Raw genomic sequence first — 21188 nt, 5'->3', positions numbered from 1 at the left:
GTTTGAGTTGGCAGCGTTTCAAAGCAGGTTAGTTACCCACCAGGTATTACCAAAAAGATCTCCCAATAAGCATATCCGCTCTGTATAGTTTGGGATTGCTATGTTGCGTTCGATGAGGCGCTTTTTTATATTCCCTTATTTTAGAAAATTTTATTTGATACCCAATTTGGTTTTAACCGAAGCCGTAAGATCGGAACCTTCATTAGAAACAAGCAGCGCCGAGCCTTGGGAAGAATCAAATACATAGGTAATACCTTTTTCTTTGGCTACGTCATTAACCGCGGCGCGGGCCTTATCGGTTATTGGTTTTATCAGTTCGTTTGATTTAGCCTCAACCTGCTGCTGTGCACTGGCCTGATAGTCCTGCATCTTTTTTTGCAGCCCCTGTAATTCCGTTTGCTTTGCTGTTTTATCGGCATCGCTCATGGTTTTGCTTTGATCCTGATAGGCCTTTCCCTTGGTTTGCAAATCGTTGTTCATAGCGGTTAACTGGGTCACAAATTGCTTTTGATAGGCATCCATCTGGGGCTTAATAGTTTTAGCCTCGGGCATCTGACTAACAACTGCCTGAAAATCAACATAACCGATCTTGGATTGCGCATTTGAAAATTGACCAATAAACAATAGGCTTAAAGCAAGCAGGGTAACTTTGAATAGTTTTCTCATGTTTAGTAATTTTTATTTATTAGAGAAAACTGAAACGAACTGACTGGAAAATTGTTTTACTTAAAGTTAAAATCATATAAATCACTCCGGTTAATAGTTGAATTTAGATCAAACAATTTACTCATCCCAGATGAAAAGTTTATCTATATCAGGTATATCTAACTGTTCAGCTATACTTATTTTTTTAATAACATCAGCAAAATGGTGTAGTTCGGCATTTACATGCTCAATCGCTCCTTTTAAATCGATCTTATGAACCTCAACCTTATTATATGCAGGTGGTGGTACAAAATGCTCATCAAACTCACCCACCTCAAAATCAAATATTATTGTATCTTTTTTTATCTCTAATTGAGGTTCGGGGTGGCCTGCAAAGAATGAAAGCTGGTTATTAAATACAAGTTTCTCCCAATAATTTATATCGCTCAAATCTCCACAGCATTGAGGGAAATATATGTCTTCGTCATCAACGTTCAAAACATAACCCCCATTTAAAGGGCTTGCTTCGGTTCTGGCATATTTGTTATTGATGATATCATAAGCATGATCCTTAATGATTTTTATTAAATTGTCCTTCGATAGACTTGATAATGTATAAAAAGTTGAGCCGGACAAGTATGGTTTAAACCTATCCTTAAATCCTGCTTTTATATAATTGGCGGCATTATAATTATCCCAAAGAGCAGAATAACTCCAATAAGGTCCTTTTTCTGGTACTGGGATGCCTTGATTATGATATCCAATTCTTATTACAGGAATTAATTTTACTTTCATTTCAATAAGCCAACTTACATTCCCTTATTGATCGCCTCATAAACCACATCCTGTATCCTTGGCCTGATGTTGAGGCTGCCCAGTTTATTACTTACATTGGGATGTACCCGGTTGCTCAGGAACACATAAACGAGGTTATATTTCGGGTCGACCCAGATACAGGTGCCCGTAAAACCGGTATGTCCATAAGTTTGCGGCGAAGCCAGTTTAGATGGGTAATGCCTGTCGGCTATAGGGTCCCAGCGGTCAAAACCCAGTCCCCGGCGGCTCACCGCCGATTGCTTGGAAGTAAACAGATCAACTACTTCGGGTTTAAAATACTGGGTGCCGCCATAGGTACCCCGGTTCAGCAGCATCTGGTACATAATAGCTACATCATTGGCGCTGCCAAAAAGCCCGGCATGACCAGCTACCCCACCCATGAGGGCCGCGGTTGGGTCGTGCACATAGCCATCCAGCAAGCTCTGGCGGTATTCCTGGTCGTTCTCGGTAGGTGGTATCTGGTTTTGGTTAAAACGGTACAGCGGTAAAAAACCCGCGGTTTGCATTCCCAGTGGTTTATAAAATTGCTGCTGTACATACACATTCTCGGGCACCGATGTAATATTTTCCAGCACCTCCATCATAAACAGCATACTTACATCGCTGTATACATATTGCCCTCGTGTTTTTAATGGCGAGCTCAGCATTTCCGGAAACATCACATCCTTATAATAATCTTTCCGCAAAAAATAATGATCAGATACCCGGGTTGGGTAAGCTGCGGATGAATCGGTACTATGATCTGCCGGCTTCACTATGTCAAAGCCTTTTATATCCGGTATCAGACCTGCCTGGTGCATCAGCAACTCCTTTATCTGGATATTATTCTTATTACTATTTTTAGTTTGGGGCAGATAGTCACTCAGGGTAGCCTCCAGGTTTAGCTTACCTTCATCTGTGAGTTTCATAGCCTCTACGGTGGTAGCGGTTATTTTGGTCATGGATGCCAGGTCAAAAATATCCGTTATCTGATCGGGAATGGTTTTGTCGTAGGTATGATAGCCGTAGGCTTTGTTAAATATCACCTTACCATCCTTGGCCACCAACACCACACAGCCTGGGGTAGCATGTTCGGCAATGGCTTCGCGGGCAATGTCGTCAATACCGGTTAAGTTATTAGCGTTAATACCGGCATCTTCCGGAACGGTATATTGCAGCCTGATCTTATCGGTAATAAAACCCATGCCTGCTGCAAATTGCGGCGAGTAGGTACGGGTGAGCTTTTGCGTTATAGGTAAACCTCCGAAAATGGCCTGTGCGCTGTATAACGCGGCAACAGCTGTTAAGCGCTCGCTCCATAAAATGGGTGCGGCAACAGTGTTTAGCTTATTTAAAATAGCGCCGCCACCAAACGCCGCCACGATCACATTTTTGAGTTTTTGGGTACTGTTGATAAAATCAATAACCTGCGGATTGTTCAGATCGGCATCGGTTACCTGCAGGATGATGGTGTTATACCATTTCAGATCGGCAGATAGATCGGCCAATGTTTTTGCACCGCTGTAAGTACGACCGTCAAACGCCTGCACTTTGCTGTATTTATTAAGCAAACTATCAAACACACCAGCGTACTGATTAGAGAAATGAACGCTGGCTATTTTTAACTGATCAAGATCTTTCAGCGGCAGCAGGTATTTACTGTTGTTAAATAAAACAGTGGAGTGTTCAACCAGCCGTTCTTCGTTTATATATGCCTGCCCGGTTGGTATAATTGGTGGTATTTGCGCGCAGGCCGTATTTAACAAGGTAAAACCAAACAACACAAAGGGGATACAGCCCCATTTATTTTTTATCATATACTTTAACTCCGTTTATATAAGTACTGGTCACTTTAACTTTTGGCAATTCGGCGCCTTTTATTTTCATGATATCCTTATTCAGTATCACAAAATCGGCATATTTACCAGGCTCCAGGCTGCCTTTTTCTTTCTCTTCAAAATTGGCTTTGGCAGCCCATATGGTTATACCCCTTAATGCCTCGGTCCGGGTTAGGGCATTCTCGGGTTGAAAACCCCTTTCAGGAAAACCCTTCATGTCTTTACGCTCCACTGCTGCATAAAACGTATACATGGGGTTTATATTCTCTACCGGAAAATCTGTTCCCAAAGGTATCCAACCATTTTGTTTTAATAATTGTTTATACACATAAGCCGATTTTAAACGCTCCTCTCCCAATCTTTTACCCGCCCAGTACATATCGGATGTAGCATGAGTGGGCTGCACCGAAGGGATGATGCTGTTGTCCCCAAATAGTTTAATATCCTGGGGCGAGAGCACCTGGGCGTGTTCAATACGCCAGCGACGGCCGTTCTTCCCTTTCAGTACAGAGGCGTATATTTTCAGCATCACCCGGTTGGCCGAATCGCCAATGGCATGGGTAGCCATCTGAAAGCCTTTGTCATAAATTTTTTTGGCCACCTCTTCAAAATGTTTTTGGCTGCTTAGTAAAAAACCCTTCCAATTTTTTTGATCATTGTAGGGTTGCAGTAAACAAGCTCCTCTTGAACCCAATGCACCATCAGCATAAACCTTAAAAGCCCTTACGTTCAAGCTTGGGGTTTTATAAGCACCACGCTTAAACAGGTATTCGTAATTTTCTTCTCTATCGGCCAGCATAACGTACATGCGCATTTTTAATGATCCTTTGTGCTGCAGTTCGGCAATGGTATTTATCATGGTATAAGGTAGGCCGCAATCGTCCACGGTAGTTAATCCCACGGCAAAACAGTTTTTTTGAGCTGCCAGCAGGGCGTCCTCTGTTACCTGACTTGTTGGCTCAGGGATTTTTCGGGTTACTATCCCCACGGCATTATCTACCAGGATGCCCGTAAGTTTACCGTTAATGGTTTCTATTTCGCCACCATTAATAGTTTGGCCAGGCTTAACACCGGCAATATTGAGCGCCGCCTGGTTGGCTATGGCCGCGTGCCCATCAACACGGCTCAGTATCACGGGCCTTACCGGGAACAGCGAATCGAGCTTAGCTTTGTTGGGGAATTGTTTCAGAGTCCAATCATTCTGATCCCAACCCTGCCCGGTTATCCAGCCATCGGTATTCCGGACCGAATAGACCTGCACCGAATCGATCACTTCATTCCAACTGTGTGTACCTGTCAGGTTAACTTCCTGCAAACCCAATCCATAATCATAAAAATGTGCATGTGCATCAATAAAACCGGGATATACAGGCGCACCTTGCGCATCAACCACTTCTTTGGCCAGGTATTTTTGTTCCAGCGTATCAGCATCACCCACCGCCAGTATTTTTCCTCCTTTTACCACAATGGTATTGGCGGTAGTAAAGGAACTATCAACCGTATAAACTACGGCGTTTTTAACCAAAAGGTCGGCATTGTACTCTTTTTGCTTGCAGGCTACCGCGAAAAGGAGCAGTGCTGGCCATAATTTCTTCATAAACTAAATTTTTGTAAAGGATAGAATAAGGATTTTTGGAGCAAAGAACAAAGATTTTAGAGAAAAGAACAAGATTGCCATATTTTTGCCCCTTATTCCTTCATCTTTATCCTAAAAGTCCTTAATCCAAAAATCTTTATTCCGTCATCCTTTTCATATACAATTATCAAATCATAAAGTTATGCCTTCAAATATTTAATTTAGCATCGAATTCGAAATTGGAGGGATTTTTTTTAGATGTCAGATATCATACAGCTTTTACCGGATGCCGTTGCCAACCAGATTGCCGCTGGCGAAGTGGTGCAACGCCCCGCATCTGCCGTAAAGGAATTAGTGGAGAACGCTATTGACGCCGGGGCCGGAAAAATTCAGCTCATTGTAAAGGACGCGGGTAAATCATTGATACAGGTTATTGATGATGGCTGCGGCATGAGCCTTACTGACGCGCGCATGTGTTTTGAGCGCCATGCCACCTCAAAAATACGCAAGGCCGACGATCTGTTTGCTATACGCACCATGGGTTTCCGGGGCGAGGCTATGGCATCTATAGCAGCCATAGCCCAGGTTGAAATGAAAACCCGCCGCCATGAGGACGAGCTGGGTACCTGCATTTTTATCGAAGGCTCCGAAGTAGTAAGCCAGGAGGCTTGCCAGGCTGATACCGGTACCTCTATATCGGTTAAAAATCTTTTTTATAATACACCCGCCCGCCGCAACTTTTTAAAAAGTAACCCGGTAGAGATGCGCCATATTATCGACGAGTTTCAACGGGTGGCACTGGCTAATCCACAAATATTTTTTACCCTGCACCATGACGGGCAGGAGGTTTACCACTTGCCGGGAGCCGCATTAAAGCAGCGTATAGTACACTTGTTTGGCAATAACTATAACCAACGCCTGGTACCTGTGGAGGAAGATACCACTATTATTAACCTGCGCGGTTTTGTAGGCAAACCCGAGTTTGCGCGTAAAACCCGGGGCGAGCAGTTCTTTTTTGTAAACAACCGCTTTATCCGCGATGCTTATTTGAACCACGCGGTGCTTACTGCTTTTGAAGAGTTGCTGCCTGATGATAGTTTCCCTTTTTATGTGCTGTTTATTGATATCGATCCATCACATATAGATATCAACGTGCACCCTACCAAAACCGAGATCAAGTACCAGGACGAAAAGGCTATTTATGCCATTATCCGCTCGGCGGTAAAGCGCTCGTTGGGGCGGTATAACATTACCCCAAGCCTTGATTTTGACCAGGAGAACAGCATTGAACACCTGATAACACCCAAGCCATTTGAGGAGATAGTGGCGCCGACCATATCCTTCAACCCCGATTTTAACCCTTTTGCCTCTGAGAAAAAACCGGTACGCGAACATCCTTTTTTAAGGGAGGATGGTGGTTTTAGAAACAACCCTATCCCCAAAAACTGGGATACCTTGTACGAGATCAGCAAAAAAGAGGATAACCTGCAGCATGAACTGCACCAGGAAGAGCGCATTGCGGTTAATGAGCAGGAAGTAGCTAAATCAAGCGAACGGGCTTTGTTCCAGATCCATAACCGCTTTATCCTGTCGCAAATTAAATCGGGTTTTATGCTCATTGGACAGCAGGCCGCGCATGAACGTATTTTGTACGAGCGTTTTTTACAGCAACTGCAAAATCACTCGGGCGTGAGTCAGCAAAGTTTATTCCCGCAGTCGGTAACACTAAACGGTGCCGATTTTGAGTTATTGAAAGAGCTTTTGCCTGATATCCGCTCACTGGGCTTTGACATCCGTGAGTTTGGTAAAAATACCGTGGTGGTAGAAGGGATACCTGCCGAGCTGAGCAATGTGGGTGAGCATGAGTTGCTGGAGCATTTGCTGGAAGGCTTTAAAAACAATATGGCCATTTTAAAACTGGACAAGCGCGATAACCTGGCCCGGTCATTAGCCCGCAACGGGGCTATTAAAACCGGCACCAAATTATCATTGGAGGAGATGAACCAGCTCATTGACCAGCTTTTTGCCTGCGAAACACCAAACCAGGCATTGAACGGTAAGCCCGTAATCAGTACCTTTACCATGGCCGAGCTTTTAGAACGATTTGAAAAATAGCCCGACACGGCTTTTATTTATACTATGAACAGTCAATCACCATTTGCCAATATACCGCCGGTTGTAAAAAACCTGCTCATCATTAATATTATATTTTTTATCGGGTCGCTTACACTGGAAAAATTCATTCCTGATGTATTCAAATATCTGCCAGTGTATTACTTTAACTCACCAAATTTCAGATTATGGGAAGTTATAACCTACATGTTTATGCATGGAGGATTCGCACACATTTTCTTCAATATGTTTGCACTATTTTCTTTTGGCCCTATTGTGGAGTATTCCATCGGTTCAAAAAGATTTCTTAATTTTTATTTCATTTGCGGCATTGGAGCTATTGTGTTTCAAACACTGGTTCAGGCTTATGAGGTACATGCAATAACGGGCGCATTCACTATAAGTCACCCCAGCCTGCCAGAATCTTTTGCAGCATACGGAGACCAGGGTCAAAAGTTAGCCGAGATATATTATGTACCAATAGTAGGCGCATCAGGTGCTATATTTGGGTTGTTAATTGCCTTTGGCATGCTTTATCCCAACATGGAATTGATGATCATGTTTATCCCGGTACCTATTAAAGCAAAATACATTATACCGGTGTATGTGGTATTAGAGCTATTTTTGGGTGTAAAACAGTATTCGGGCGATTCGGTAGCGCATTTCGCGCATTTAGGCGGAGCACTGATCGGTTATATTATGGTAAAGGTTTGGCGTTTGCAAAGACCAAACAATTTTTATTAATAACGGTAGTTATCCAATAAACGGAAGTATATTTTATGAGTACCCTTTGGCAAAATATTCAGTACAAAATGCTGCGGTCGGGCAATAAGCTCAATCTGCTCATTGGTATTAACGTAGCCGTTTTTTTACTCATCAATGTTTCGGCTATCCTGGAACAACTACTTTTTACGGGTTTTGGTAATAGTAGAATATTAATATTCGCGATCGAATACCTGCGTATGCCGGCCTCTTTCCCCAAATTGCTTGCCCACTTCTGGACACCCATTACCTACATGTTCATGCATGATGGCGTTTTGCACATCTTGTTTAACATGCTTTGGCTTTACTGGATGGGGCAGATATTTGAAGAGTACCTGGGCAATAAGCGCACCATTGGTTTGTATATTATGGGGGGCCTTGCGGGTGCATTATTCTATCTGCTGGCTTATAATCTATTACCAGCCTTTACCAGCCTGCACGCTGCCGACTCTGCTTTAATTGTGGGGGCTTCTGCCAGTGTTATGGCTATTGTAGTGGCTACCGCCACGCTGTTGCCCAACTACACTATATCATTAATCTTATTTGGCCCGGTAAAGTTAAAATGGCTGGTATTTGTTATCCTGGTGATTGATTTTCTGGGCGTTGTTGGCCCTAACGCGGGCGGCGAAATAGCCCACCTGGGTGGCGCCTTGCTGGGCTTTGTTTATATTAAACAATTACAAAAGGGGCATGATTGGATAGGCAGTATCGGCAATATATTTAAAGCCAGGCCCAAACTGAAAGTAGCAGCTAAAAACTTCAATAAAAACAGCCCTGAGTATCCCCGTCAGGATGAAATTGACCGTATCTTAGATAAAATATCACAATCGGGTTATGACAGCCTGACCAAGCAGGAAAAAGAAATTTTATTTCGCGCAAGCAATAATGAAAGTTAAACGCAAACAAAGCTTTATAGGTAAAATACTTTTATGGATAAACCTATTGTTATGTGTTGCTTTACTGATGAGTTATTTAGCGCCTCATGTTGACCCCAGAAAGGTTTGGATTTTCGCTTTTTTTGGCCTGGCCTACCCTGTACTACTTATCTTTAACCTTATTATGCTTGCATACTGGCTGTTACGCCGTCGCTGGCAGTTCCTGTTGTCTTTTATTACTATTCTATTGGGCTACAATGTTTTGTTCAACAATATTGGTTTCAGATTAAGCGCTGCGGAGACTGCAAAGCCCGCCGCGGAAAATGCCATCAGGGTAATGACCTATAACGTGCATAACTTTAAACGATACGGGGCTTCCAACGATATATCAACCAAGCATCAAATTCTGACACTTATTAGTCAGCAGCAGCCCGATATTATTGGTTTCCAGGAGTTTTATACTAAAAACAAGGGCCAGTTTGAAATGCGCGATTCACTGATCAGGATCATAGGTGCCAGCAATTTTTATTTTGAACCTTTTAACTTTAATAGTACCGAGGCTATTGGTATGGCTATTTTTTCAAGGTTCCCGATAGTGAACAAAGGATTGATCCGACTTACTGACACCCACTCCGAGAACCAGTGTTTATTTGTTGATGTAAAAAAAGGGAAGCAGATCTTTCGCTTTTATAGCATTCATCTGCAGTCCATCCGCTTTGATCCCGAGGACTATAAATACCTGGACAGTGTATCCAAAAAAGGGAAAACGGATATGCAATCAACCAAGCGTTTGGGGGGTAAGCTGAAAATCGCTTTTGGAAAAAGAAGCGAGCAGGTTTTTAAGGTCAAAGAACATGCCGCCAAATGCCCGTACCCTTATCTTATTTCGGGCGATTTTAATGATACACCAACTTCGTTTGCGGTTAACCAGATGGCTAAGGGATTAAAAAACGCGTTCCGACAGAAAGGATCAGGGTTCGGTCGCACCTATAACGGCGATTTTCCGAACTACCAGATCGATTATATTATGGCCAGCCCGCAGTTCGACGTAGCCACTTACAAGATCATTGAGAAAAAGTTATCAGATCATTACCCCCTGCGCAGTGATGTAGTACTCAATTAAAGCGGCAAGAGATTAAAGTCAAGAATCAAGATTTAAGAAAATCCCAGGATTATTTTACATCCTCTTGATTCTTGACTCTAATCTCTTGCTTCTATAAGTTACCATGAAATTGAAAAAATCGTAAGTTTGCGCTCATGCAACAAAATTTGTTTGTTTACAATACTTTAACCCGTAAAAAGGAAAAATTTAAGCCACTTAACCCGCCCCATGTGGGCATGTATGTATGTGGCCCTACTGTTTACAGTGATGTGCACCTGGGCAACTGTCGTACTTATATATCTTTCGACCTTATTTTCAGATATCTTACTCAAATCGGGTATAAGGTACGTTACGTTCGTAATGTGACTGATGCCGGTCACCTGGAAGGCGATGCTGGTGATGAAGGAGAAGATAAAATATCAAAAAAAGCAAAAATAGCACAGCTGGAACCCATGGAAATTGTACAAAAGTACACCGTTGGCTTTCATGATGTTATGCAAATATTCAACACGCTGCCACCCAGCATTGAACCAACCGCTACCGGCCATATTATTGAGCAGATAGAAATGGTAAAGGTGATACTGGAAAAAGGGTATGCTTATGAGGTTGATGGTACGGTGTATTTTGATGTGGAGAAATACAACAAAAGCAAAAACTATGGCATACTGAGCGGCCGTAATCTTGAAGATCTGTTAAACAATACCCGCACCCTTGGCGGTCAGGACGAAAAACATGGCAAGCTTGATTTTGCCCTGTGGATAAAAGCCAAACCGGAGCATTTGATGAAATGGCCATCGCCCTGGAGCGTTGGTTTCCCAGGCTGGCACCTGGAGTGCTCGGCCATGAGCCAAAAATACCTGGGTAACCAGTTTGATATACACGGCGGCGGTATTGACCTGGTGCCAACCCACCATACTAATGAAATTGCACAGCATGAGGCCTGCTGCGGTGTAAACCCAGCCAATTATTGGGTGCATACCAATATGCTTACGGTGAATGGGCAAAAAATGTCAAAATCATTAGGCAACAGTTTTTTACCGCATGAGCTTTTTACCGGTAATAATTCTATCCTGAATAAAGGCTACAGCCCTATGACTGTAAGGTTTTTTATGCTGCAGGCTCATTACCGCAGTACGCTTGATTTTGGCAACGAAGCTATGGAAGCGTCTGAAAAAGGCTTTAAACGCTTAATGAATGCCTTTGCACTACTTAACGGCTTAAAGGCAAGCAGCACCACCGAAATTGAAATAGAACCCCTGTTGCAGCGTTGCTACGCGGCCATGAACGATGATTTTAACAGCCCTGTGCTTATTGCCGAGCTGTTTGAGGCATCGCGCATTATTAACTCGGTTCATGATGGCAAAATGAAAATAGATGAAGCCAATTTGCAGCTGCTTAAAACCTTAATGAACACTTTTGTGCTGGATGTATTGGGATTAAAGGACGAACAAGCGGCAAATGACGACTTGCCGAATGTACTAAACCTGATAGTTGAGCTCCGGGGCGAGGCGAAGATCAATAAAGATTATGCCATGTCTGATAAAATACGCGATGGCCTGTCCCGCATAGGTTTTCAGCTCAAGGACAGTAAAGACGGTACACACTGGAGCAAATCCTGAGCTATTAAAGCGAATTGTAATAGTTAAACAACTTGGCTAAGGCCGCATCGTTTTTATAGTCAACAGTATTAGTTTTCAAATAAGCTTGTATCTCTGTGCTTTTATTGGCCATAGCGGCGAGGATACTTTTTTGGCTTGGCTTTATACGGACGATCTTGTTATCAGCATATAGATAATAAAGATCAGTAAATGCAAATGTTTTAGTAACTGTTGCCGAATTAAAAGCCTGATCGGTACGTATTGCTTTCCGATAGTGCCTTAATAACTGCATTTTGCCAGAAGCAACTACCTGGTAAAATGAGGTCGTTGTTTGCACATCAATAGCCGGGTAACCGCTGTTAAACACCAAAGGGAGGATGTTACTTTCATTAATGAATGAATTGGTTAGTGTAAACCCTTTAACCGGATCAACAAAATACATGGCAGTCGAATCACCTTTATGCTGAAATAAAAGCACATCCTTCACCAGGTCATATTTCACTCTGATGGTTGCTTTTTTTCCATTTGCAAAGTCAATGTTTCCATCGGCCCAGCTGCTGATCAGGAACGGATTGCCTTCTACCTCAGTATAAGATTGCTCCATATATGGTTTGCCCTGCAGGTCATGTATATATTGAGCTTGGGCTGCTAAACAAGCCGACACCATAGCTATTAAACAAGCGATAAATTTGTTCATTGCAACGTAATTTTTATAAATATGCACATAATGCTTTTTTTAATCAAAACATAATCAGCGCTATGGGGTTAATAAGTTTTAAATTGAAGGCATTTACTTAATATTTTGCCCTTAGGTGTCAGTTTTTGCATGATTAGCTCCGCTCAGTTACAATTAAATATCAACCCTTTCGTTTCAGATATGAACCTGTTTAGCTACGATGCTGCGGAGTTATTTACTTATCACCTTAATTCAAATTACATTCCCGACTTAAAATTAATTGTTAAATTGCCCCAAAATCTGATATGATCATGAAGAAAATACTATTAGCTGCTACATTTATTGGTTACAGTGCATTTGCCTTTGCGCAAACTGCTCCCGCACAAGTAAATAAAGTAGTTAGTGCCGAAGAAGCTTTTAATAAATTAGTAGAGCGCAAAGGCATAAAAGATGGCTTTTTGTCTGTTGCCGATCCTGAAGGCATTATTTTTAAACCAAACGCTGTTAAAATAACCGACTTTTATTCAAATATTGATAAACAAGCAGGTAAGCTAAGCTGGATCCCTAAATTTGGCCGTATATCAGCAAATGGTGATTTAGCTTTTACTGCCGGGCCTTATATTTATACCAATGGTAAAAGCGAGGACGACAAAGTTTTTGGTGATTATGTTTCCGTTTGGCGTTCTGATGCCGAAGGTAAACTAAAGCTGCTGATAGACCTGGGTATACAGCACCCGGAGCCTGAACAAGAAGAAGTAACCGATTTTAAAGAGCCTACTGCCGCCCGTACAGCGCCAAGCAAGGATCCGTTTACCGCAAAAAGCATCATTGTAAATACCGACAAGATATTTAATCACTCCTTAACTATATCTGCCCTGGCCAGCTATAAGGAGTTTTTAAGTCCCGAGGCCCGTTATTATTTCCCAGGCTTCGACCCGATGACAGGTCCGGATGTGATTATGAAATTTATTAATAACCAGGCCATCAGTATTACCGCCGAAACTACAGACGGTGGCCGTTCTGCCAGTAACGATTTGGCTTATACTTATGGCCATGCCCGTATAACAAAAGGCAATGTAGTAAGTAACTACAACTATGTGCGGATCTGGGAACTGGATAAAACGAAAAAATGGGATATCCTGCTGGAGGTGTTTTCGGCAATTGAAAACGAATAAGAGTTTTTATAAATAGATAAACAAAAAGGAGCGGTTCTAAGAACTGCTCTTTTTTGTTTTATAATATTTGTTATTTGTCATGCTGAACGTAGTGAAGTATCTATTAAGCGATATGTATATTTATGAATAGTCCTTCGCTCCGCTTAGGATGACAAATTAGCTTTTTAAAACAACTGCTGAATAATATCGGCAGCCGACAACCCTTCGGCCTCGGCATGGTAACTGCGTACTATACGGTGGCTTAAAATAGGCTTAGCAATCGCCTGTACATCTTCAATATCGGGCGAATATTTGCCATTGATCACGGCGTGGCATTTAGCACCCAGGATGAGAAATTGCGATGCCCTTGGGCCTGCACCCCAGCTCAGCAAACGATTGATCTGTGGCGTTGCAAACTCACCATTGGGCCGGGTTTTGGACACCAGCTTAACGGCATACTCCAGCACATGATCGGTAACCGGTATATTGCGTACCAGTTGTTGAAAATAAATGATCTGTGCGGCATTCAATATTTTATTAACCCCGGTTTGGGTAGAGCTGGTTGTATTTTTAACCACCTGTAGCTCTTCCTGAAAAGAAGGATAGTTTAGCGCTACGCTAAACATAAAGCGGTCAAGCTGCGCCTCTGGTAAGGGATAAGTACCCTCCTGTTCAATCGGGTTTTGCGTAGCCAGTACAAAAAACGGCTGCGAAAGTTTATGGGTAATACCGGCAGCCGTAACCGCTTTTTCCTGCATGGCTTCTAATAGGGCAGCCTGTGTTTTAGGCGGCGTACGGTTAATCTCATCGGCCAGGATAATGTTGGAGAAAACCGGGCCAGGGATAAACTTAAAGTTACGGTCTTCGCCCAGTATTTCAGACCCAATAATGTCTGACGGCATCAGATCGGGCGTAAATTGTATGCGCTTAAAATCAAGATCAAGCACCTGGGCAATAGTTTGTACCAGCAGGGTCTTGGCAAGGCCCGGCACACCAACTAGTAAACAATGACCGTTGCTGAAGATGGATACCAGTACAAATTTCACCACTTCATCCTGCCCGATAATAACCTTGCCAATTTCGGAGCGTATTTGCTGATATGCCTGCCTTAAAGCATCGGCAGCTTCCACGTCAGATCGGTGTTGCATATAGTTAATTTTATTTAGCTTGCGCGGTGATTGCCGGAGCGGTGATCCATTTTTTCAATATATCACAGGATTGATATTCGTGGTCAATCCTAATAAAAGTTTCTTTTCTGCGTTTTTCAAACCACTGGGTTACCGCGCGATTGGTTTTATCTTCATAAGCCATATCCTTTAGTTTAGGAAAATCCTGCTCCAGGTTGGCTTTATGTGCATTTGTTGCCGACTTAAGGTATAATATTTTATATGTTTTTTTACCATCGGGGCCGGTAAACACATCAGGTTTTGATATGCTGCCAACTTTCATGGTATCAACCGTAAGGGCAACTTTAGGATCAAGTTTATCGGTAGGAATAAAGGTTGTACGGTTTTGTACGTTTTCGGCATTCAGCATCATGCCGCCATTGAATTTGGTATCCTTGTTATCAGAGTAATAAGCGGCCGCGCTCGAAAAGTCGATCTTTTTATTGGTCATCATTAGCGTATAGATACTATCGGCTTTTACTTTCGCCCTTTCCAAACTGGCCTGGGTAATTACCGGTGCTATTAATATGTGCCGAACATGCACCTGCTCACCCCTGCGCTCTATCACCTGTAAAAAGTGAAAGCCAAAATCGGTTTCAAACACCGGTGATATTTCACCCGCTTTAAGCCTGAAGGCATTCGCTGTAAATTCTTTCACAAAGGTGGTACGATCGGCAAAGCCCAGATCACCACCATCTGGCGCCGAGCCAGGGTCCTGGGAGTATAAACGGGCAAGCGTTCCAAAATCTTCGCCTTTTTTTATACGTTGGCGCAGTTCTTCGGCTTTTTCCTTGTACAGCTCTTTTTCTTCCTTATTTAATTTCGGCTGAAATACGATTTCGCCAACTTCTACTTCCTTATTAAAGGAAGGTAAACTGTCCTTCGGGATCTTGTCATAATAGCTTTTAACGTCCTGTGGGGTCACGTTAAGCTTCTCAGTAATATGTTGCTGCATTTTCTGCGCAACCATCTGCTCTTTCAGGTCCGGACGGATCTCGTCTTTATATTGAATAACAGATTTACCCAGGAATGCCTCCAGTTTTTCTTGCCCGCCTGCTCTTTGAGTCATTTCGCGCATGCGACGATCAACATTGTTATCAACCTCGTCCTCTTTTACCTCAATACTATCAATAGCGGCTTGTTGTGCCAATAGTTTTTGCGTTAATAAAGATTGCAGAACACGGCATTTTACGCTTGCGTCTGGCTGGTTTCCTTCAAACAGGAACCTGGCATACTGTGTTTCAATATCTGATTGTAATATGGGGCTGTTGCCTACAATGGCCGCAATTTTATCTAAAGTACGCTTCGGACCTGATGGTACCACTGTTGAATCGGCCTTAGCCGTTGTTTTTGCAGCTGAATCAACCTTAACTGCTTTTGCCGTGGAATCAACTTTGGTTTGCGCCCGGGCAACTGATATGATCAAAACAAAACTTAAAATGAATATCCCTAACTTTCTCATGTAATGCACTTATACTCTAATATAATACGGATCAATAGTCCGTTAAAAACTTCGAATTTCGGTAAAATTTATTAATTATAGCCGAACAAAAAACGGCAATTATATATAACTGCCTATAATTGTGCTAATATGGCTATAAAGCTTGAAACCGTTTAACTACTTTTGGTTAAAATTTGTTAAAGTGAAAGTTGAAAACCCGGTTGCCCTGCGCTTTATATTACAGGATGAACTTTACCTGTTAAATACAGACAAAGCCTTATACGAAAAAAGAGAAATACTTCCACCTATTGTTGAAGAAATATCCGAGCCTGAAATAAGAACGCAAGTTAGTCCTCCATCTATTCAGGAATCTCAACCCGAAATAAAAACCCCCGTCATAAATAAAATACCTCAAGAAGCTAAGCCTGAGGTTAAAACGCCGGAGCCTGCTTTTAATTATCTGGGTAAAAATTTAAAAAACTTTTTGATCCTGGTTCATTATCCCGATCAGGAGTTTATTGCCGAAACCCATTTGGCTGCACTGCAAAATATACTGAAGCGCAAGGCGCTGGAGCTTGATGATGTGGTTATACTCAACATGGCTCAACATTATAACATAACAATTGCTCAGCTGGCCGCTTTTTTTAAGCCTGTAAAACTCCTGTTATTAGGTCAGGCAGCCATTCCGCAAGGTATGACGCCGCTTGCGCTCAACACACCAAAAACATCAGGCACGCGTACGGCACTGTACAGTTTTGGCTTTGATGAGATGATGGATAGTGTTGACAATAAGAAAATTTTCTGGGAACTAATGAAGGCTTTATAAGTCTATAGTCCGAAGTATTTAGTTCTTAGTCTTTTGTCCAAAAATCTTTGATCCATTTATCCATTAATCAAAAAAATGCAGCAATTAGTTTTTGCAACCAATAATCGCCATAAACTGGAAGAAGTATCGGCCAAAATAGAAGGCCGGTTTGAGCTATTGAGCCTGGATAATATCGGCTGTACCGATGATATTGAAGAAACCGGCACCACCTTCCGCGAAAACGCATCCATAAAAAGCCGCTATATTTACCAGAAATATAAACTGAACTGCTTTGGCGATGATAGCGGCCTGGAAATAGACGCCTTAAACGGCGAGCCGGGTGTTTACTCCGCACGATATGCAGGCGAGCATGGTAACCAAATGGCGAACATTAATAAGGTATTGCAAAACTTAGCGGGTGAAACCAATCGCAAAGCACGTTTCCGTACCGTGATATCATTGATATGGAACGGGGAAGAACATTTTTTTGATGGAACTGTTGAAGGCCGCATTCGCACCGAACCCAGTGGCAATGATCCATTTGGCTACAACCCCATATTTGAACCCGATGGCTATCAGGTTACATTTGCCGAAATCAGCCTGGAAGAAAAGAACAGAATAAGTCACCGTGCCAAAGCCATGGATAAGCTTATTCATTTTTTAAGTACAGTGGCCGGACTTTAAGAAAATTATTTTCAGTTAACCTTGGAGTAACATTCCTTTTAAAAGTTCGTATAACTAAACTTTTAGGAGCTACCATGAAGACTGTAATACATTTAAGCCGCGCCGCATTTTTCAAAAACAACGATCAGCAATTTGCCAATAGCCTTAATCATATTAAAGAAGCCAACCAAATAGCAGAGTCCATTAATAAGCGATTAAGCGAAATGCAGAAAAAGCTTAAGCTAAAAAACTGTTGAGTTTACTATGTTTGGCAGGATTTATGCTCTTATGCCATAAATAACCCAAATCATGAAAAAGATATTTCAAACCTCAATCGCAATCTTATCCGTTATTCTTGTTTTATCGGCTTGCTCCGGACAAAAAAACACAGTTTCCAGTAACGTATCACGCGGCAAATTTGTGGGTACCTGGACGTTAAACAACGTAAGTTATGATGGCCTGGTTCAAAATGCTGTTCAAAATGTATTTGACCAGGCACCTCCCGAAGCATTTGCAGGCAGTACCTGGAAACTAACCAATAGCGGCAATGGTGTGTATACTTTATCGAACGGTACTTCACAAACTATCTTCTGGTCGGTTTATAACGGAGGCACTACAGGCACACAATTCCAATTTAAAAAACTGTACCAGGGCGATAAGGCTAAAAACGTAGCCGAAGGTTATCGTTTAGATATAGCCAGCAATGATGGTTCAACCATGACCCTGAAATCACCAGTAGCCATTGGTACAGGTGGTACCGGGTACATCATTTATTCGTTTACAAAAAGCAAGTAAGCCGAAAGCTAAAGGCTTAAAGCCAAAAGCTATATCATGAAAAAGCTCAAAGCTGTAAGGAAAATCCTTGCGAGCTTTGAGCTTTTTGCTTTAAGCCTTTAGCTTCTTACTCAGCCGGTACAAATTTCAAACACACAGGATTACCGATTTCCAGTTTAAAGCCGGTTGGTGATATACGACCAGTAGTTTGATCTATCCGGAATACAAATATGCTGTCGCTGTTTTGATTAGCTACCAGCAGGAATTTACCTGTTGGATCGATAGCAAAGTCACGGGGGTTTTTACCCATGGATGATTGGCGCTGCACAAAGGTAAGTTCGCCGGTTTCCTGGTTAATGGCATATACAATGATCTCGTTGGTTTCTAAACGATTGGATGCGTACAGGAACTTACCATTGGGCGATATGTGGATAGCCGCGCCAGCCGTTTGACCTTTAAAACCTTCCGGAAGCAGGGTTATAGTTTGTTTTTGTTTAAGCTTCCCGTTGTCATAATCAAACACGTAAACGTTCGATCCCATTTCGGTGATCAGGTAGGCGTGTTTTTTATCCGGCGAAAAATCCAGGTGGCGCGGACCATCGCCCGGAGTTACGCTTACCGATGTTGGATCGGTTAAGGGTGAACTTTTACCTGAGCGGAAACGATAGATATGTATTTTATCCGTCCCCAGATCATTATACAGCACATATTTCTCATCTGGAGATAGGATACTCATGTGCGCGTGCGGCCCTTCCTGGCGTTCTTTATTAGGACCTGTGCCATCATTTTTCACTGTCTCTACTCCATTGGCTAAAGAGCCATCTTTATTGATAGGCATTACCGTAACCTGCCCGCTTGAATAGTTGGCAATAAAAGCGTTTTTACGCGCCTTATCCACCGTTATATAACAAGGGTCGGCACCGAGGGACGATTGTTTGTTGATAAACTGCATTTTGCCCGTTTTGGCCTCAAATGAAAAGGAGCTTACTTCGCCCTTGGGTAACTCATTTACAGCGTAAATAAACTTATTATCGGCACTTACGGTTACATAGGAAGGGTTTACAACGCCGTCGATCTGACTCAGATAGGCCAGCCTGCCGTTTTCGGCATAAAAGCGGTAAACAGCTATGCCTTTGCTGGTGCCTGTGGTATAGGTACCAATAACGAGGTCATAAGTTGAGGGGCCTTTCTTTTTGTTTTGCTTGTTTTGCGCCTGCACAAACAAAGGCAGCAATAGGACAATGAACAATGCGATTTTTTTCATGAGAGATGAAATTGGGTTACGACCGCAAGTTAATAAAATTGCTAAAAAAACAGCTCTCCACCCAACGGACACCGATCCTGAAATAAAACTTTTTAAACCTTTTATTTTAACAATTTCTGGCTAAAAATCGATAAAAAACGCCTCAAAAATGCTCCGAAATTGATTCAAAACCATCGATTTTAACACTTTTTAACAAATTTTTGATGGGTTTTGAAAGCTTTAAAAAGTAGTAGCTTATTGACAACGATTATATAAAACAAAAACAGAGCTAAATAATAGCTCTGTTTTTGTTTCTGAACCTTGATTTTTAGGATTCAAGGATTGCCCTGATTTTTGATCAGATTATGAAAATCCTTCAACCTGGTGAATCATAGTTCTGACAATCTGCACATCTGAAATCTGCACATTTACCAATCTTATTTTATCAGGTGTTTCAGTTGGATAATTTCTTTCTCATCCAGGAAACGCCATTTGCCGCGGGGCAGGTCTTTCTTGGTGAGGTTGGCATAAACTACCCTGTCGAGTTTTACCACCTCGTAACCCAGGCTTTCAAAAATACGGCGTACCACACGGTTTTTACCACTGTGTATTTGTATGCCCACTTCTCTTTTTGTGCCGCCGGCTACGTATGATACCGCGTCGGGTTTTATTACGCCGTCTTCCAGTTCAACGCCAAAACCAATTTTGTTCAAATCGCCCTGGGTTAAAGCCTTGCTCAGTTCAACCTGGTATAACTTGCTGATGTTGCTGCGCGGGTGCGACAGCTTGTCGGCCAGTTCACCATCGTTGGTCATTAACAATAAGCCGGTCGTATTCCTGTCTAAACGACCGATAGGGTAAATACGCTCTTTGGTGGCTTTTTCAACCAGGTGCATTACGGTACGGCGTTCCTGCGGATCTTCGGTAGTAGTAATATAGTCTTTTGGCTTATTCAATAACACATAAACCATTTTTTCGCGGCGAAGGGTTTCGCCGTTGTATTTGATATCGTCTTTGGTGGGATCAACCTTGGCGCCCAGTTCATCAACCACTACACCATTCACCGAAACTACACCGGCAATGATCAACTCATCGGCCTTACGGCGTGAGCAGATACCAGCGTTTGAAATATAACGGTTGAGGCGGATAAGGCCATCGTCTTTGGCTTTTGGCGCAGCGGGGTTTTTGCGGCCACGCATGGTTTTAGCCGGCGCATCCTGATCACGTGACGGTTTATCGCGGTACGGTTTATCTTTAAATGAAGCGTCATCGCGTTTTTTAAAGCCACCTTCGGTTGGTCTGTTGCCAAACTTACGGTCACCGCCTTCGCTAAAACTTCTTTTGGGTTTACCTTCGGCACCTGCTGATGAGCGGGTACGCGGAGATGAGTATGGCTTTTTATCACCGGCTGCACCACCGCCAAAGCTTCTTTTTGGTCTTTCATCTTCTCCGGATGACGGACGGCCAGAGTATGGCTTCCTGTCGCCAGCGGTATTTGATCCAAAACTTCTTTTCGGTCTTTCTTCATCACCACCGGTTGGCCTGCCAGAGTATGGCTTGTTGCGCGGTGAAAATGATGATGAGCTATCACCCGATGGGCGGCCTGAATAAGGTTTTGATCTTCCGCCGGATTTTCTTTCGCCCGACGATGAAGCGCCGTCCCTGAAATTGCTTTTGGGTTTGTCGTCGCTAAACCTGTTGCTCTGAAAAGTTTTGGGTTCGGGTTTGGTGAATTTCTTTTTCTCTCCGTTTGGCGTGGCTTTGCCTTTCGCGGTTGCAGGTCTTTTGGGTTTTTCGTCGCTTCCTGAGCTCCGGCCTGCTGTTCTTTTTGGCTTGTCGTCGCGACTACCGTTTGGTCTCTTAAATACCATATTTTTTTGTTTTGCGCTTTCGCAGCGTGAGGGTCAAAGATACGCTTTTTTGGCAATTTTTAATCAAAAAA

19 protein-coding genes are annotated in these 21188 nt (G+C 42.7%); 10 read left to right on the top strand and 9 right to left on the bottom strand.

The window, feature by feature from the left end:
* Positions 1–150: 150 nt before the first annotated feature.
* The 4 genes from ACNURT_RS04545 to ACNURT_RS04530 all read right to left on the bottom strand — a co-directional run bounded on the left by ACNURT_RS04545 (position 151) and on the right by ACNURT_RS04530 (position 4896).
* Positions 151–666 carry an OmpH family outer membrane protein gene (locus ACNURT_RS04545; protein ID WP_419700728.1) on the bottom strand — a complete coding sequence of 172 codons (516 nt, stop codon included), beginning with the start codon at positions 664–666 and terminating at the stop codon, positions 151–153.
* A 117-nt stretch (positions 667–783) separates the two neighbouring features.
* Positions 784–1440 (bottom strand): hypothetical protein, encoded by a 657-nt coding sequence (locus tag ACNURT_RS04540; protein WP_419700727.1) that lies wholly within the window; start codon positions 1438–1440, stop codon positions 784–786.
* Positions 1441–1454: 14 nt separating this feature from the next.
* Positions 1455–3278 carry a serine hydrolase domain-containing protein gene (locus tag ACNURT_RS04535; protein WP_419700726.1) on the bottom strand — a complete coding sequence of 608 codons (1824 nt, stop codon included), beginning with the start codon at positions 3276–3278 and terminating at the stop codon, positions 1455–1457.
* Positions 3265–4896 carry an amidohydrolase gene (locus ACNURT_RS04530; RefSeq protein WP_419700725.1) on the bottom strand — a complete coding sequence of 544 codons (1632 nt, stop codon included), beginning with the start codon at positions 4894–4896 and terminating at the stop codon, positions 3265–3267. The genes ACNURT_RS04535 and ACNURT_RS04530 overlap by 14 nt, the downstream gene beginning before the upstream one ends.
* A gap of 237 nt (positions 4897–5133) precedes the next feature.
* Here ACNURT_RS04530 and mutL point away from each other — a divergent pair, with 237 nt between their 5' ends.
* The 5 genes from mutL to cysS all read left to right on the top strand — a co-directional run bounded on the left by mutL (position 5134) and on the right by cysS (position 11345).
* A complete protein-coding gene (mutL, locus tag ACNURT_RS04525) occupies positions 5134–6990 on the top strand; it encodes a DNA mismatch repair endonuclease MutL (RefSeq protein ID WP_370998017.1) in 1857 nt (618 codons plus the stop codon).
* A 24-nt stretch (positions 6991–7014) separates the two neighbouring features.
* The gene (locus ACNURT_RS04520; RefSeq protein WP_370998015.1) at positions 7015–7731 is read left to right on the top strand and encodes a rhomboid family intramembrane serine protease; all 717 of its coding nucleotides are present in this window, start codon (positions 7015–7017) and stop codon (positions 7729–7731) included.
* A gap of 35 nt (positions 7732–7766) precedes the next feature.
* The gene (locus ACNURT_RS04515; RefSeq protein WP_419700724.1) at positions 7767–8645 is read left to right on the top strand and encodes a rhomboid family intramembrane serine protease; all 879 of its coding nucleotides are present in this window, start codon (positions 7767–7769) and stop codon (positions 8643–8645) included.
* Positions 8635–9747 (top strand): endonuclease/exonuclease/phosphatase family protein, encoded by a 1113-nt coding sequence (locus ACNURT_RS04510; protein WP_419700723.1) that lies wholly within the window; start codon positions 8635–8637, stop codon positions 9745–9747. The genes ACNURT_RS04515 and ACNURT_RS04510 overlap by 11 nt, the downstream gene beginning before the upstream one ends.
* Positions 9748–9881: 134 nt before the next feature.
* On the top strand, positions 9882–11345 hold the full coding sequence (gene cysS, locus ACNURT_RS04505) for a cysteine--tRNA ligase (RefSeq protein WP_419700722.1): 1464 nt from the start codon (positions 9882–9884) through the stop codon (positions 11343–11345).
* Positions 11346–11349: 4 nt separating this feature from the next.
* On the opposite strand, the gene ACNURT_RS04500 is transcribed toward cysS, so the two are convergent.
* Entirely contained in the window at positions 11350–12021 is a 672-nt protein-coding gene (locus ACNURT_RS04500; RefSeq protein ID WP_419700721.1) for a hypothetical protein, read from the bottom strand.
* A 290-nt stretch (positions 12022–12311) separates the two neighbouring features.
* Here ACNURT_RS04500 and ACNURT_RS04495 point away from each other — a divergent pair, with 290 nt between their 5' ends.
* Positions 12312–13175 carry a hypothetical protein gene (locus ACNURT_RS04495; RefSeq protein ID WP_419700720.1) on the top strand — a complete coding sequence of 288 codons (864 nt, stop codon included), beginning with the start codon at positions 12312–12314 and terminating at the stop codon, positions 13173–13175.
* 164 nt (positions 13176–13339) lie between these two features.
* On the opposite strand, the gene ACNURT_RS04490 is transcribed toward ACNURT_RS04495, so the two are convergent.
* Together ACNURT_RS04490 and ACNURT_RS04485 are read right to left on the bottom strand one after the other, a co-directional pair.
* Positions 13340–14302: an AAA family ATPase gene (locus ACNURT_RS04490; RefSeq protein ID WP_370998009.1), complete on the bottom strand. Its 963-nt coding sequence runs from the start codon at positions 14300–14302 to the stop codon at positions 13340–13342.
* Positions 14303–14312: 10 nt separating this feature from the next.
* Positions 14313–15782: a peptidylprolyl isomerase gene (locus tag ACNURT_RS04485; protein WP_370998008.1), complete on the bottom strand. Its 1470-nt coding sequence runs from the start codon at positions 15780–15782 to the stop codon at positions 14313–14315.
* Positions 15783–15963: 181 nt separating this feature from the next.
* Between ACNURT_RS04485 and ACNURT_RS04480 the strand changes: the two genes are divergently transcribed.
* From ACNURT_RS04480 to ACNURT_RS04465, 4 genes are all read left to right on the top strand, one after another.
* Complete coding sequence (locus tag ACNURT_RS04480; protein WP_419700719.1) at positions 15964–16587, top strand: hypothetical protein; 624 nt, start codon at positions 15964–15966, stop codon at positions 16585–16587.
* 75 nt (positions 16588–16662) lie between these two features.
* Positions 16663–17250: a non-canonical purine NTP diphosphatase gene (locus ACNURT_RS04475; RefSeq protein ID WP_419700718.1), complete on the top strand. Its 588-nt coding sequence runs from the start codon at positions 16663–16665 to the stop codon at positions 17248–17250.
* Between the two features lie 74 nt (positions 17251–17324).
* Complete coding sequence (locus ACNURT_RS04470) at positions 17325–17486, top strand: hypothetical protein (RefSeq protein WP_419700717.1); 162 nt, start codon at positions 17325–17327, stop codon at positions 17484–17486.
* A 52-nt stretch (positions 17487–17538) separates the two neighbouring features.
* Complete coding sequence (locus tag ACNURT_RS04465) at positions 17539–18024, top strand: hypothetical protein (RefSeq protein WP_419700716.1); 486 nt, start codon at positions 17539–17541, stop codon at positions 18022–18024.
* 106 nt (positions 18025–18130) lie between these two features.
* Here ACNURT_RS04465 and ACNURT_RS04460 read toward each other — a convergent pair whose 3' ends face one another.
* Entirely contained in the window at positions 18131–19267 is a 1137-nt protein-coding gene (locus ACNURT_RS04460; RefSeq protein ID WP_419700715.1) for a lactonase family protein, read from the bottom strand.
* A 416-nt stretch (positions 19268–19683) separates the two neighbouring features.
* Positions 19684–21117, bottom strand: a complete 1434-nt coding sequence (locus ACNURT_RS04455) for a pseudouridine synthase (RefSeq protein WP_419700714.1) — start codon at positions 21115–21117, stop codon at positions 19684–19686.
* Positions 21118–21188: the final 71 nt, after the last annotated feature.

This window comes from Mucilaginibacter sp. NFX135 (genome assembly GCF_048565145.1).
Classification (GTDB): domain Bacteria; phylum Bacteroidota; class Bacteroidia; order Sphingobacteriales; family Sphingobacteriaceae; genus Mucilaginibacter.
Note: the sequence above shows the minus strand (reverse complement) of the source record. Positions and strands in the feature narration are given on the sequence as shown.